General features: G+C 44.6%; 15 protein-coding genes. 6 read left to right on the top strand and 9 right to left on the bottom strand.

Translation table 11 applies throughout. From position 1 onward, the window contains the following. Positions 1 to 28: 28 nt before the first annotated feature. The 5 genes from B3Z75_RS08635 to B3Z75_RS08615 all read right to left on the bottom strand — a co-directional run bounded on the left by B3Z75_RS08635 (position 29) and on the right by B3Z75_RS08615 (position 6,311). Positions 29 to 1,534, bottom strand: coding sequence for a TolC family protein (locus B3Z75_RS08635; RefSeq protein WP_294070241.1), 1,506 nt, complete (start codon positions 1,532 to 1,534; stop codon positions 29 to 31). Positions 1,535 to 1,932: 398 nt separating this feature from the next. Next, positions 1,933 to 2,703: a LytR/AlgR family response regulator transcription factor gene (locus B3Z75_RS08630; RefSeq protein ID WP_294070238.1), complete on the bottom strand. Its 771-nt coding sequence runs from the start codon at positions 2,701 to 2,703 to the stop codon at positions 1,933 to 1,935. A gap of 137 nt (positions 2,704 to 2,840) precedes the next feature. Beyond that, complete coding sequence (locus B3Z75_RS08625; RefSeq protein WP_294070235.1) at positions 2,841 to 3,923, bottom strand: sensor histidine kinase; 1,083 nt, start codon at positions 3,921 to 3,923, stop codon at positions 2,841 to 2,843. A gap of 326 nt (positions 3,924 to 4,249) precedes the next feature. Beyond that, entirely contained in the window at positions 4,250 to 4,891 is a 642-nt protein-coding gene (locus B3Z75_RS08620) for a porin family protein (protein ID WP_294070232.1), read from the bottom strand. 217 nt (positions 4,892 to 5,108) lie between these two features. Further along, entirely contained in the window at positions 5,109 to 6,311 is a 1,203-nt protein-coding gene (locus B3Z75_RS08615; RefSeq protein ID WP_294070228.1) for a lactonase family protein, read from the bottom strand. Between the two features lie 196 nt (positions 6,312 to 6,507). On the opposite strand from B3Z75_RS08615, the gene B3Z75_RS08610 reads away from it, so the two are divergent. The 3 genes from B3Z75_RS08610 to B3Z75_RS08600 all read left to right on the top strand — a co-directional run bounded on the left by B3Z75_RS08610 (position 6,508) and on the right by B3Z75_RS08600 (position 8,095). Then, positions 6,508 to 6,951, top strand: coding sequence for a DUF5606 domain-containing protein (locus B3Z75_RS08610; protein ID WP_294070225.1), 444 nt, complete (start codon positions 6,508 to 6,510; stop codon positions 6,949 to 6,951). Further along, positions 6,948 to 7,790: a phosphatidate cytidylyltransferase gene (locus tag B3Z75_RS08605; protein ID WP_294070223.1), complete on the top strand. Its 843-nt coding sequence runs from the start codon at positions 6,948 to 6,950 to the stop codon at positions 7,788 to 7,790. The genes B3Z75_RS08610 and B3Z75_RS08605 overlap by 4 nt, the downstream gene beginning before the upstream one ends. An 86-nt stretch (positions 7,791 to 7,876) precedes the next feature. Further along, positions 7,877 to 8,095, top strand: a complete 219-nt coding sequence (locus B3Z75_RS08600; protein WP_294070219.1) for a winged helix-turn-helix domain-containing protein — start codon at positions 7,877 to 7,879, stop codon at positions 8,093 to 8,095. 75 nt (positions 8,096 to 8,170) lie between these two features. On the opposite strand, the gene galE is transcribed toward B3Z75_RS08600, so the two are convergent. Further along, entirely contained in the window at positions 8,171 to 9,202 is a 1,032-nt protein-coding gene (gene galE / locus B3Z75_RS08595; RefSeq protein ID WP_294070216.1) for a UDP-glucose 4-epimerase GalE, read from the bottom strand. Positions 9,203 to 9,422: 220 nt separating this feature from the next. Here galE and B3Z75_RS08590 point away from each other — a divergent pair, with 220 nt between their 5' ends. Then, positions 9,423 to 10,409, top strand: coding sequence for a GNAT family N-acetyltransferase (locus tag B3Z75_RS08590; protein WP_294070213.1), 987 nt, complete (start codon positions 9,423 to 9,425; stop codon positions 10,407 to 10,409). A gap of 289 nt (positions 10,410 to 10,698) precedes the next feature. On the opposite strand, the gene B3Z75_RS08585 is transcribed toward B3Z75_RS08590, so the two are convergent. Then, positions 10,699 to 11,430: a lysophospholipid acyltransferase family protein gene (locus B3Z75_RS08585; RefSeq protein ID WP_294070210.1), complete on the bottom strand. Its 732-nt coding sequence runs from the start codon at positions 11,428 to 11,430 to the stop codon at positions 10,699 to 10,701. A gap of 194 nt (positions 11,431 to 11,624) precedes the next feature. Between B3Z75_RS08585 and B3Z75_RS08580 the strand changes: the two genes are divergently transcribed. After that, positions 11,625 to 11,909: a hypothetical protein gene (locus B3Z75_RS08580; protein WP_294070207.1), complete on the top strand. Its 285-nt coding sequence runs from the start codon at positions 11,625 to 11,627 to the stop codon at positions 11,907 to 11,909. Between the two features lie 122 nt (positions 11,910 to 12,031). Here B3Z75_RS08580 and kdsB read toward each other — a convergent pair whose 3' ends face one another. Both kdsB and B3Z75_RS08570 read right to left on the bottom strand, forming a co-directional pair. Further along, on the bottom strand, positions 12,032 to 12,817 hold the full coding sequence (kdsB, locus tag B3Z75_RS08575; protein WP_294070204.1) for a 3-deoxy-manno-octulosonate cytidylyltransferase: 786 nt from the start codon (positions 12,815 to 12,817) through the stop codon (positions 12,032 to 12,034). Continuing rightward, positions 12,801 to 14,213 carry an NfeD family protein gene (locus B3Z75_RS08570; protein WP_294070616.1) on the bottom strand — a complete coding sequence of 471 codons (1,413 nt, stop codon included), beginning with the start codon at positions 14,211 to 14,213 and terminating at the stop codon, positions 12,801 to 12,803. Before B3Z75_RS08570 ends, kdsB begins: the two co-directional genes overlap by 17 nt. A gap of 67 nt (positions 14,214 to 14,280) precedes the next feature. Here B3Z75_RS08570 and B3Z75_RS08565 point away from each other — a divergent pair. Then, on the top strand, positions 14,281 to 14,694 hold a 414-nt coding region (locus B3Z75_RS08565; protein ID WP_294070195.1), incomplete at its 3' end, for a 2-amino-4-hydroxy-6-hydroxymethyldihydropteridine diphosphokinase.

Here is a 14,694-nt window from a genome sequence, read left to right as displayed (position 1 = left end):
ATGTATATTTTTGTTTAAATGGTAAGCATCAATACAGGTAGTTGTAAATCTCACCTGTCGATTTATCCAGCTCCAGTAGTACTGTCTTCATCTCCACAAGTGCGTCGATATGTTCGGAGGAGGCGTTCTCCCACTGCAGTTGAGCCTCAAGGAGCTCAGCCAGCCGGCTCCGCCCCTCCATCAGGTTTTCTTTCGCCATACGCATATTTTCTTCGGCCTGTTTTTTTGAGAGTCCGGTCATCTCTGCTTTTTTCAATGCTTCGGTGTATCGATAACGGTTCTGGCGGATTTGCAGGTCAATCATTTCACGTGCTTCGTTGAGCTCAAGCTCTGCATTCGCCATCTTCAGCTTCGCGGCATGAAGATCATTGCGGCGCTCACCCCAAGTGAAAACCGGTATTGACACCACTATCCCCACGCTCCAATTTCCGCCGAACTCATTCCTCAATCCATGATAGGGATTAGGGTTCATCCAGCCATATCCGCCGGTAAGCATCACGTCGGGCATGAACCTGGAGCGTTCAATATTTCTTTTCGACTCCATAATGGCTGCTTTCTCCTTCAGCATGGCCACCTCCGCCCGGTTATCAGTAGATACCTCTCCCAGGAATGAGACAGGCACGGCAACAGGGAGCTCTTCCATCTTACCGGAGTCGACCTCTATATCTTCCTCTTCCATCCCAATAATCTGTGCCAGTGCCATTTTAGAGAGCGCACACCCATTTTCGGCCTGCAATGTTTTCAGTTTTGCCTCGTTTTGTTTTACCTGGGCTTTCAACACATCGTTGCGTGTAATGACACCCTCGGCATACATATTTTTAAGGTCGGTAACCAGTCTGTCGAGCAGCGCTTCGTAAGCATTTGCCAGCTTCAACTTCTCCTGCAGCGATACCACACGCCAGAAGGCTTCGTCGGTTTTGGCTACCACCTCCGCCCGGGTAAGTAGCTCCTTTTCTTTTGCAATATTTTCGGCTCGCCTGGCAATATGGTTGGCTTCGGTAATTTTAAAACCGGTAAAAAGCGGCTGTGTAAGGGTAAAACGGGCATAGTAGCTGTTCTTATGGTCCAAAACAAGCTTGTCGGCCGGCAGCATTGCATAGTTCCTGAAGATGGGATTACCCGCCTGGTCGACCACCGGCTGTCCTGTTTCGGGATTGACAACAAGCGTATTCATGGCTGTGCCGGGGTCCTTTAATGCTTCGGGATTGAACTTACCCGTCGCGGGATCAATCGTGTTGAACGGCACAACCGGAAGCAACAGGTCGTTTTCCAACGGCTGAATAGCCTTGCCGGTACGTAACCAGGCGCCGCCGAAGTTTATCTTGGGCAGGAAGTTTGTTTGCGCCGACTTTCTGGCATATGCGGCCGACTGCATATCGTTTTGTGCGATGCGAATCTCCCTGTTCTGCTCAAGCGCCTTCGTACGACACTCGCTAAGCGTTAGTTTTTGCTGTGCATGTAGAGAGGGAGCAAATAGGATAAGCAATGCCGACAAACAGGCAAATTGCTGTTTGCACAGATCTATTATTCTCATTTTCATCTGTTTTCGCTGTTATTTTCTTTTTACATTTACGGCTGCAAAATTACAACAGAACAACTGTCGTTGATTAAAGAAAAAGGCTGAGGGGTAATAATTGAATTCTAAACCAACAATAACGCATACTGAAGCATCATGAAAAAAAATGGCACTTTTGAACAAGTTTAAAGGGTATATGAGGTCGAATTCCAAATCTATCAAAAAGAAAATAAGCCTCTGAAAATTCGATGTCAAGCATTGTTCTCCAAGAGCAGCACAAATAACGAGAGGGTAAAATCACATTGTGACATACCCTCAAGATGCTTTCGAAGGTGTGGAGAGGGAATGGGGAATCAGGGCTTCCAAAAGATGTATGAGAGAAGGGAAAAGGGAAATGACAGGGAAGAGCAAAGTAATCAGGTGGCGTTGTCCATATACCAGTTTTTAAAATCCCGGTTTCGTGCCCGGCTTACGATGATCCGTTCGGGCGTCTCCACCAAAAGATTTACTGCCAGCTTTCCCCCGAACCAAACCGACAGATCGACTATGGCGCAATGCGACACGATGTATTGCCTGTTGGCACGAAAGAATTGTACAGGGTTCAACCAGCTCATCAATTCATCGAGCGAGTTGTCCAGAGTGAATGTCTTTCGGTTAAAACAAACAATTCTTGTTATTTTATATTCGGTATAGATATAAGCAATCTCATCCACCGACAGGGGAATAAGCTTGTCTTTATAAGGGATAAGGAAATGTCTCTTATAGAGTCTTTTCTCTTCGCGCATTGATTGTACGATCTGCGAAACGAGCTCTGTGTTATTCTGCTTGTTAGAGGTCAATAAAGTGAGTTTTTTCAACGCCTTCTCAAGATTCTGCCTGCTGATTGGTTTCAGCAGATAGTCGATGCTGTTCACCTCGAATGCCTTTAACGCGTACTCATCATATGCGGTGGTAAAAATAACGGGACTGAGAATCTCAACCTTGTCGAAAACCGAAAAGACATCGCCATCGGCCAGATGTATATCCATAAAAACGACATCGGGAGAAGCATTTGTCGAAAACCACTCCACGGACTCCTCCACACTTTGTAGTACGACCAGAATTTCCGCACTTTCATCCACCGTCTGTATCATCCGCTCCAGGTTTCGGGCGGCAACAAACTCATCTTCCACTATTACTACTCTCATCCGTTCATTATTATTTTTACAACCATCTCAGTAAAACGAGCATGGATCACGATCAGCGTTGGCTAAAATCATTCCTATACGACGATATGATTAAAAAAAACAAGCTCCATGCGATTATCATACCGAAAATATATCTTTTATTTGTGTTGACAGAGTCCTACATCTTTTATAAGCGGGACTTCAACGGAGAACATACCGCCGGCAGAACATACTGTGATCTCTTTTCCGAACATCAGCCTGTATAGTTCGTTCAGATTTGACAGGCCCAACCCGTTACTCACCCTCTCCCCTGTTTTTATCTGGAGATTATTTTCCACGCGGACCTTATCGTCCGGCAAGGTTTCAATCACAATACGAAGGGGGTTTTTCCTGCTTACCACATTATGCTTAATGGCGTTTTCAATAAGCAGCTGCAGTCCTGATGGAATCATATAATAGTTTTTTTTCTCATTATCAATATGTATCTGAACATCCAATCCATCATCATACCTGATCTTCATCAGATAAATATACGACTCTGCAAACTCCAATTCATCCGATAATCTGGCTATCTCCCTGTTCTGCATCGTATAACGGAACACGCGGGATAGTTGCTCCACATAATCCCTGGCACGCTGATCATCATATCCGATTAACCCGTTCAGTGTATTCAGTGAATTGAACAGAAAATGGGGATCAGCCTGGTTCTTAAGCGCACTATATCGATTTTGTAGATTCTCGAAAACAAGGTGCTGATTTTCGGTCACCCTCTTTTGATTCTGATTGATAAAATAGATCAACAACGTGAAGAGAAAAGAGATGATCAGGATAATCAGGTCTTTCACGTAGTGCAGTGTGGAATAGGCTCCGGTCGATACTTGATCGCGAAACCACCACCACTGCATCTTAGAAAAAAGGGGGCTCAGAAAGATGATCACCACGAACAGGCTTGACAAGAGTAGCCACATCTTATGGGGACGGTGCAGAAAATGGGTTACCGCCCAAAACTGAACCCGAAAAAGGAAGTAGAAAAACAGCGTATTGATCAACAGAGTCACAATAGATTCCGGAGTGATAATATCCACCATCTGCAGCCCGCTTTTTTTATCCAGCGATATGGCATAATACATCGACGAAGACAGCATGACAAAGGCCAGGATAAAACTGATGATGATCGATGCTCTGATCGCCGTCTTCTTATCATAACTAAGGATAAAAAATCGTTCTCTTCGTAATTTCATTTTTCAGTTGCCATTTCTCTTATAACAGACTAACAAATATACCCTTTTCTATCAAACAATAAAGCATATGTGGCTGATACTTCACTCAAGGACAGACTTACAGAGAGAGAAAAGAACCGATGAGCATCCGTTGTCAGATGGATGCTCATCGGGATAAAAAAAGGGCATTTGTTCGAGGAGATTGTCTCAATCAGAGCCCTAACAAACTCCGGCCCCTCTCATGTCGTTACACATCTATCTTCCATGCCGGGTATCGAATAAGGTTCAATTTGCGGCTTCTACAGCCCGATCTTGAGACAATCTCTTTGGGTGTGTTCTGCTTTTTGTCAGAAACGAAATCCTATTCCCACGTGTACAGTCTGGGTACGCATTTTGGCATCGTCCGAGCCGCTGATTGCATCCTTCAAACCGACCAACTCATCCGACTGATTAATCAGTCCGACTTGATATCCGGCGTTTACCTGGAAACCATTGTTAAACTCGTACCCCAACAATAGTCCAAGCCCAAAATCCCAACGTTTCATAGCTGTCTTTCCGGCTATTTCTTTATACAGGTCTATGTCGAGATCATCGAGGCTTGCATCAAAACCCAATCCCACAAACGGACCAATTCCACCGTAAAACAATCCGTTATATGCTTTATACTGGCCCAAAGCATATATGGGCAGCTGCACTCCCCATTGTTTAAATATATCATCTTTTGGACCCATTTCTATTTTAGCATTTCTATAGAAAAACGACAGCTCCGGCTGAAGGGCAAAATTCTCATGCATTTCGATTCTCATGAACCCTCCTAAATTTGGCCCCACCTTCATTTTGGTCGACAGCTGATCGAAATCGCTCAGCAAAAAGTTCGACATGTTCAATTCACCTTTCACACCCCAATATACCGGTGTCTGTGCATTTACACTTGTTATCCCTATGGCAACAAGAGCAATTAAACTTACTAAAATTGTTTTTTTCCTCATTTTCCTACTATTTAAATTATCGTATAAGTACTTTTCTATTCTTCATTACAAGCTTGACAACACAAAAATAGCAGGTGAAACCATGCCGGAGATTCAAAAAAATATCCAAACGAAAAATTAGAGACTTGAAGTGTGAAAAAAAAGCACTGAAACGATATTCAATCTCAACACAAAATGAAAAAATAAGGACGAGGCAGCCCTCCCCCCGTTGTCAATTTTATTCGCCCATCCTGGCAAACTTCAAGCAGACCGGCCTGCTCAGCACAATTGGCTGATGTATATCAGTCAGCAGTCCCGTCTCCGCATCAACTGAGAAAACCTGAATCCGGTCATCATCCCGGCCCGCTACCAGCAAAAACTTCCCGTTGGGGGTAATTACAAAATTACGCGGATGTTTCACCGTAGGTTGGTATCCCACCCTCGTAAGGGTACCTTCCTCAGGGTCAATTGCAAAGATGGCTACGCCATCGGCTCGTAGCCGATTCGATGCATAGAGGAAATGGCCATTGGGCGACACATGGATGTCGGCACTGCCACGGGCACCTACCGTATCGGCTGCGATGACCTGCTTCTGTGTCAATTCGCCGAAAGAATAATCAAATACAATCACCTCGCCCGACAACTCTCCCAGTACATACAGATATCTGCCTCCCTCCGGATGAAAATCGAAATGACGCGGACCGGTACCGGAGGGCATATTAAATTCCCTTAGACTGTTCTTCTGCACCAATGGTTGTCCATCAAAAGGGGTATCACACACCGTGAAACGATACAACTTGTCGGTGCCGAGATCCGACGCAAACAAAAACCGCCCATCGGGTGAATACATCACACTATGCAAGTGAGGGCTTTTCTGTCTGATGCTGTCGGGGCCACTTCCTTCAAATTGAATCACTGAGGTCGCAGGGGTAAGACTGCCATCTTTGTTTACCTGAAAGGAGGTGATGCTACCATCTCCATAATTGGCTGTGTGCACCTCTTTCCCCTCAGGATGCATGGCAATATAACAGGGGCCGCTGCCAAGGGTCATACTTGTATTGACCGAAGTGAGGATTCCATGGTGTTTATCGAACGAAAAAGCATGGGCCGCACTGTTGCCACTGTCATTTTCGCCCACGGTATATACAAACTTTTCATCGGGACTCAGCGTGAGATACGATGGGTTCGCCACCTCAGCCATGGTCACGAAATCCGATTTTCCGGTAATGGTATTAAAGCGGTACACATACACCCCCTTGCTGCCCTTTTCGGAAGTATAGGTCCCGGCAAGCAAAAAAAGATCCCCTTCTTCACCTTTCACAGCAGCTACCCCCGCCGCATCAGTTGTTGCTCCAGGAACACCGTGGAGATGTTTTCCCGTATAGGGACAGGACAGTAACAACGCTGTGGTCAGACTCGCCATGGCTATTTTTTGATACATAGAACATCAGTTACAGTTTTTGCCTCTAAATTAGATCAATTTTCCGAAACGACTCCTCATATTGCTGAAAATATTCTCTCTGCATAATTATTGAAAAATAATTAATGGGAATTTGCATTTAAAGTTGCGAATATGGCGCAGTCTGCGTACTTTTGTATCGTTAAACAGAGACCTATATAGTTATAAAATTAAAATTATGTTATCCAAAATATTATCAATTACAGGACGCCCCGGCTTATACAAACTTATCTCTACCAGCAAAAATCTGAATATTGTAGAATCGCTTGCCGATGGAAAAAGATTGCCCGTATATGCACAGGACAAAGTCGTTGCCCTGAGTGATGTCTCCATTTACACGAACGACGGAGATACTCCGTTGCGGGAGGTTTTGAAAAAAATAAACGAAAAAGAAGGTGGCGGAAAAATTGCCATCGGAGCCAAATCATCGGGTAAAGAACTTCTTGCCTATCTGGAAGAGGTGCTGCCCGATTACAGCCGGGAGAGTGTTTATGCATCGGATGTAAAAAAGATGATCGCCTGGTACAACATCCTCGTGGAACACGGGATCGATCTCGAAGAAGAAAAAGAAGAAAATCCCGACAAAAAAGAAGATAACACAGAAAAGAGCGACGGAAATTGAATGTCAAAGATTTGATTACACGTGCGGGAGCCGGGATCATCTATATATTGCTGATCCTGCTGGGTGTGTTGGGGGGACGCTTTACTTTCCTGGCAGTGTTCGGCGCCATACTCGCTACCGGGCTGTTTGAATTCTACAGGATGGTGGAAAAAGACACCTACCATGCCATCAGCAAGATATTCAACATCTTGATGGGAGTTCTTATTTTCTTGTCTGTTTTTCTCTACATTGAAGGAATTTCCACTTATGCCCTTCCCGCCGCCATCCTTGTTTATCTGTTGATTTTGATTGCTTCTTCCGTCTTCATTCGCAGGCACGACATTTTTCACGGAATCATCTATTCGGTATTCGGACAGATCTATATCACCATGCCACTGAGTTTCCTGATGCTTATCTCTTACTCTTACCAGAACAATCTCGCTGGTGAAGGATATGCGTGGGTGCCTGTTCTCGCACTGTTTGTCTTTATCTGGGTAAACGATACAGCTGCCTATTTTATCGGGTCACTCATCGGCAAACACAAACTTATTGAACATATTTCGCCAAAGAAGTCGGTAGAAGGATTCGCTGCAGGCATTCTCTTCACCCTGCTTGCGTCCTTGATCTTTGCCAGGCTCTACCCTGAGTTTTCAACCGCTTTCTGGATGGGGTATGGCGTCGTCGTCGCCTTGTTCGGCACCCTGGGCGATCTGTTTGAGTCGCTCATTAAGCGTACCTGCGCCGTGAAAGACGCAGGGCACCTGATCCCCGGTCACGGAGGCATTCTCGACCGTATCGACAGTCTTCTTGTCGCTGTGCCGGCTGCTTATCTCTATCTGATTCTTTTTCTATCCTTCTGACCATTTTCTCCATTTTCTACGAACAAAACGCGAACAATATGTGTTCAAATGATGAGGAAAGACTATGATTGTAAACACCTGTCGTCATGTACAAAAAACTAATTGGAACCAACGCCGGCATCATCTGGAACTTACTGAATAACAACCAGAAATGGAATATTATTCAGCTAAAGGAAGCCTCCGGTTTGTCAGAAAAAGAAATTTATACGGCAATAGGATGGCTTGCCAGAGAAAACAAGGTGGAAATTGAAAAGTCGCCGGGTGGTATTGAGGATTATTATCTGGTGATAGGATATTATTTTTGATCCCTTTTGTTTGACTTGATAAAAAAATAAAGTCCGAAAAAGAAATTCCGGACTTTTATTGTTTGACCTTTCGCCTTACATCACGCCTTTTTCCCGAAGATGTTGCTGCCACTTCCAAGCCGAGGCCATGGTATCCTCAATGGTCTCCCTTGCTTTCCATCCCAACACGTTGTTCGCTTTGTCGGGCTGAGCCCATATTTGTTCGATATCTCCTTCACGGCGGCCCACAATCTTATAGTTCAGCGGCTTCCCCGACACTTTCTCAAAGACATGGATCAGTTCCAGCACCGAGACACCGTTGCCTGTTCCCAAATTGAACACCTCGACTTTCTCTTCCGATTTGTCTTCAAGCATCCGCTCAATGGCCACCACATGTGCTTTTGCAAGGTCTACCACGTTGATAAAATCGCGGATACAGGATCCATCGGGTGTATTGTAATCATCACCAAACACACTTAGTTGTTGCCTGATGCCTATGCCTGTCTGTGTAATATAGGGCACCAGATTCTGGGGAACACCCAGGGGTAGCTCGCCAATCTCGGCCGAAGGATGTGCCCCGATAGGATTAAAATAGCGAAGGATAATGCTCTTTATGGGTGCACCGGAATGAACAAAATCCTGTATGATCTCTTCGTTGATCTGTTTTGTATTGCCATAGGGAGAAGCTGCCGGCTTGATCGGTGCATTCTCGTCGATAGGGTTTGTATCGGGCTCCCCGTAGACGGTGCACGAGGAGGAAAAAACAATGCCCTTTACGTTATATTCCGGCATCAGTTCCAACAAATTAACCAGGGATACAAGATTATTGCGGTAGTAGAGCAGCGGCTTTTGCACCGATTCACCAACAGCTTTGCTGGCGGCAAAATGAATGATACCGTCGAAGCGATACTTCTTAAACAACGCTTTCATTGCGTCAAAATCAGTACAATCCAATTTATCGAAAACGGGACGTTTCCCGGTGATACGCGTGATGCCCTCCAGCACATCGGCATTGGAGTTAGACAGATTATCCACAATAACCACCTCGTAGCCTGCCTGCTGCAGCTCCACTACCGTATGAGAACCAATATATCCGGTTCCGCCTGTAACCAAAATTTTCTTTGTCATTTTTTTTTTGTCTTTTCGTCTTTTGCACAAAATTACGAAATAAAAAAGAAACTCGTTCTATCTTTATTCCACAAAATAGGCCGGAAACAAAGAAACCACACAGGATGCAATCATTTATAAATAAAACGCTGACCCATTAATTTTTATGTGCTTGTGCATAAAATATCAAGTTTTTTATCTATGTTTGTCAAAACAGGCGAACCGGTGTCAGGTAATCGTAATGAAATACAGTGTTAAAACATTTTATCGCAAAGAAGAACTTCCTCCCATGGAAGAGCGTAATTTTTTTCATTACGCTTCTGCATTCGACTGGTATAGTAAGTCGCCCACCTACACACCCTTTATGATCGTTGCCTTTGATGGCGAAAAGCCGGTCGCTTCCCTGTTTGCCATCATCATGCGAATAAACCGCTTTTTCCGGGGAAAGCTTTTTAAGCGATGTTTTATCACGCAACAGCCCTCCTTCTTCGAAGAAAATCTCCCGCAGATTGATATTTTCCAGACCCTTATTACACACCTTGTAGAAGAGGTGAAACACAAAGTATTTCTGATACGATATGATAACCTGGGAAATGCCATCTTCGGCTATAAGGGTTTCCGGGAAAATAAATTCTATTCCGTAAAATGGATCAACATACGGAATTCCTTGCAGCGAAAACGAAAGATATGGGATCAATTGTCGGCATCGAGGAAGAACCAAATCAACAAAGCAGTGAAAAGGGGAGTAACAATGGAGGAGTTTGTCACCGAAGAGAATCTGCCGGAAATATACAAGCTGATCAAGGATACAAATTACAAAAAAATATCGCGTCGCTTTCCTCCATACCAGTATTTCGAGAATTTTTTCTGCCATTACGTGAAGGAGGAAAAAGGAAAAATTGTTCTCACTCGCCACCAGGGTAAAATTATTGGAGGAGCTATTCTGGGATTTGAAAAAAAGGATACCGTGTATTGCCTCTACTACTGGGGAAAATCTAAACGGTACAAAATGCTCTATCCCACCATCTTCACAATCTATTCCGCGATGAAAACAGCCGAAAAACATGGTTTCCACTACTTCGATTTTATGGATGTGGGATTCCTCCATAAAAATGCCGGCAGATCCCGCTTCCTGTTACAATTTGGAGGAAAACAAAGAGCCACCAGGCGTTGGTACAGATTCAACTGGGGACTGCTCAACTTCTTTGCCAATCAGATATACGACTGAATATGAATTGGCATGCAAAATATGCAAACAAACGCAAAGAAAATCCCTCTTTTACCGGCTATCAATCCTTTAAATACTAAACTATTTTAAAAATGAAATATTTCCCATGAAATTATTTGGAGAAATACAGAACACGTTGTATATTTGCATCGTGTTTTTCATGGTATTAGATTTAAGGTTAACAATGAAGATTGGTTGTCGTGAGACAACCATTCCTTTTTTATACAAGTCTATGTTCCTCAAATGGTTTTAACCCACCCTATTTTTTGTTGCTCCCCCTAAATTTCATTTATTTGTATTTTTCCCACAAAGCATCGTAGATGATTTTCCGGGATCGGCTAATCAGCTCGGGAATATCGGACTCGGTCAGTCCCTCGGTGGGTATAGGTTCATGGATGATCAACTCCATTTTTGAAGGGTGCAGCCGAAGTGTGTTCCTTTTTAACACATCGTACGGCCCATTGACTGTCAACGGTACAATAGGCAACTTCAAATCAAGGGCTATGTGATAGGCGCCCCGCTTAAAGGGACCCATCTTGCCGGTATGCGAACGGGAGCCTTCGGGAAAAACCACCATCGATACACCATCCACTATTTGTTCTTTTGCCTTTTCGATGGAAGCCGTACGTTTTGCGACGTTCGTGTTATCCACAAAAACATGGCCTGCCTTTTCCGATGCAAATCCCACAAAGGGTATTTTTCGCAAGCTCTGCTTCTGCATCCATTTTACATTCTGATTGAGAAAACCGTATACGAGAAAAATATCAAAAGCGCCCTGATGATTGGCCACGAAGATGTACGACCGGCGAGGATCCAACTTCTCATGTCCCCTTGATTTAACTCTGCAAAGAGCCAGCCAGCAGGTCAGACGCGACCACCACCTGGGCGGATAGTATCCCCAGAACCTGCTTCCAAAAAGAGGGGCCATGGCCATCACCAGGAGGGCTGTAAGCAAAGTAAGCAGGAAAAACAGCGGCCCGAAAATGATCCACTGGTATAAAAACAACACGATTTTTTTCACTTTTTCACATTACTCATCATAAACATGCAAAAATAATTATTTTTACACATCATCGGAGTATAAATTGGGTTCTTTTTCCCGAGTGAATAGCTTTTTCCCACATTAATCCATTTTTTATCCTGATTTATTTCCTTATTTGTTGAATTTTGTGTTTATTTGCGTTACGAAATCAGTAACATAATTATTATTCACACATGAAAGAATTTGCAAAATACATCGGCGTACTTGTAATGCTTATTGGCGTTGCATTTTTGGTTATACCTTTTTTTATGGCAACAACCAATAACACAAACCTTATCATCGGAATGGTACTGGTTGTTGAAGGATTGCTGGGTCACATTTATGTGAACAACATGAAAAAAGGAAACATAATCAGCAACATCCTCTGGGCAATTATCTTATTGGTTGTACCGTTTGTAATTTTCTTCTTTTCAAAGAAAGCAGCCTATTCGGAAAAAGAGATTAGAGCTTACAATTAACCAGTCACGATGTATCTCCAGTACACAAGCCCCGGATTCTCATCCGGGGTTTTTTGATTTAATCTGTTCCTGTCTGATTGTTGCAATATCTTTCTTCGTCTTTTAACCCGATGAGCCTGCGGTTAAATATCAAAATATTTTGTCCGCATAAACTCAAGCGCTTTTTGCATATCTTCCGGGGTATCGATGCCCATGGTTTCGTGCTCGGTGACCGCCACCTGAATTCGAAATCCATTTTCTATCCACCGGAGCTGCTCAAGGGATTCTGCCTTCTCGAGGAGCGACTGCGGCAGCTTTGTTATTTCCTCCAGGACATCGGCCCGGTAACCGTATACGCCGATATGTTTGTAAAAGCGATGCCCGCGGAGCCACTCGTCGGGGTGCACATCGCGAAGATAAGGGATTACTGAGCGACTGAAATAGATGGCCTCACCCTTCTTATTGAGCACTACCTTGGGAGAGGAGGGGTTGCGCAAAGCCACAATTCCGTCAGCTTCGGAGAAAGGTTTCACCAGGGTCGCCAATTGTACCGAAGAAGAATGGAAACAGTTCTTCAGCAAGGTGATCTGACCGGGGTGAATAAATGGTTCATCTCCCTGGATGTTTAGGATGACATCGAACGGTCGGTCAATCTTCTTCATGGCTTCGCAACAGCGGTCGGTTCCGCTGCGGTGAAACGCAGAGGTCATCACCACCTCTCCTCGGAAAGATTTTACAGCTTCGTAAATACGTTCATCGTCCGTGGCCACGTACACCTCATCCACTGCCTTTTTCACCTGCTCATATACCCTTCTGATCATCGGCTTGCCATCCATATCGGCAAGGGGCTTGCCGGGAAAACGGGTTGAAGCATATCGCGCCGGAATGATGGCAACAACCCTTACTTTTTCTTCACTTCCGCTCCACATACAATTGAAAATTTTCATATCGTTTCACCAGTACCGCATCGCCTTTCTCCACAAACCCCTTCACGGAAACAGCATCGTAATAGACTCCATCCACGGTCACCTTCCCCGAAGGACGGAGAACCGTAGCTGCCGTACCGGTCCTGCCCACCATGACTGCTGGCTCCATGGGAACGGAAACATATCCCTCCTGATCGGCATGCAGGGCAACCCTATTCAGGATTCCCGGTTTTCCGATGCGACTCGATAAAAAGAGGACAAGGCCTACACTCATCCCCATTCCGCCCAAAACAATCATCACTGCCCGGAAGAGTTCTGTAGCCGGCAATCCTTCAAAATTGAAGCGGATGTTTCCCACCAGCGCGAGAACCAATGCCAGAAAAACAAAGATGATCCCCACTATTCCGGTCACACCGAACCCGGGAACGACAAACAACTCAAAGACGATCAGAATAAGTCCCAATACAAAGAGCAACACCTCCCAGTTCTGGGCATATCCGGTAAGGTACAACGGCGTAAAATAGAGTATGGCTGCCGTGATGGCTATTGCTGTTGGAAAACCAATACCCGGTGAATGCAGTTCAAAATAGATGCCCCCGATGATAAACATGATCAACAAAGCCTGCACCACCCCGTTGGTGAGAAAGCCCCTGATCATGTCGTAAAAGGTGGGATTATAGGTCTCGAGTTTATAGTCGGGATATCCCAAAAAAGTTACGATCACTTCGTGAACGCTTTCCGCAATGCCATCGCAGTAGCCCAGCTCCATAGCCTGACTTGCCGTCAGGGTGAGGATTTGTGTGGAATCCGCATAACCGGGAACCACGATTCTTTCGTCCACCATAGCCTCAGCTATAACAGGATCGCGTTTCCATTTTGCAATGGTATCGCCTTGTTCAATCGTCACCACTTTGCCGTGGCTTTCCGCCGTGGCACGCATGATGCCGCGCATATAAGACTGGTACTTATCGGGTGCTTTGGCTCCGTCACTGCCATCAACCACCGTAGCGGCACCAATGGAAGCACTATTACGCATAAAGATACTGTCGCAGGCTATGGAAATAAGCGCTCCGGCCGAAGCAGCATTGTTATCGATGAACACATATACGGGCAGTGGAAAATTCAAAATTGCCGTCCGCATTGAGTCGGCTTCCAACACACCACCGCCATAGGTATTCATATGCAAAAGTACGGCACGGGCATCTTTTAATATTGCTTCGTGGAGGCCGTTCTGCAAATAAATCCAGGTGTTGCTGCCGATATTTTCTTTGATGTTGATCCGGTAGATCGTCGCCTTTTCGCCTTGTGCATGAAGGCTGAATATAATTAACAACCCTGTCAGGACAAGATATAAGTGCCGCAATTTTTTCATTTTTAACAGGTATAATGTAACAAAGATAATAGAAATTGCTTTTCATTGATCAATTTCATTAAAAATGTGTATATTTGTAATTCAATTTATCAGTATGAACACTATTTTACTTAGTATAGGATCCAACACATTCGCCAAAACCAACATCGACAAAGCCAAGCGAATGCTTACCCGGCTTTTCCCCGAGATCATTTTTACGCAACCCGTCCTCACTGAGCCCGAAGAAGAAAAATATTCTTTCCTTTTCCGCAATATTCTGGGCAAGGCACAAACAGAGATGACGTCCGATGAGGTTATCGACAAAATCAAACAGACCGAACGTGCAGTAGGACGCTCACCAAAAGACAAATATCTGGGAAAAGTAATCATCGACATCGATCTCATACAGTACAACAGCGAAATACTGCGCCCCGGAGACTTTCAACGCGACTATGTGCAACAGTTGCTTACAATGCTCCAGCCAGCCGATATACCGGCAACAACAGATACAACACCCGTTATGCCGGCC

Origin of the sequence: Proteiniphilum sp. UBA1028 (assembly GCF_002316955.1) — a bacterium.
Lineage (GTDB): Bacteria > Bacteroidota > Bacteroidia > Bacteroidales > Dysgonomonadaceae > Proteiniphilum.
The sequence above is the reverse complement of the archived record's forward strand: the minus strand, read 5'-3'. Positions and strand labels throughout refer to the sequence as shown.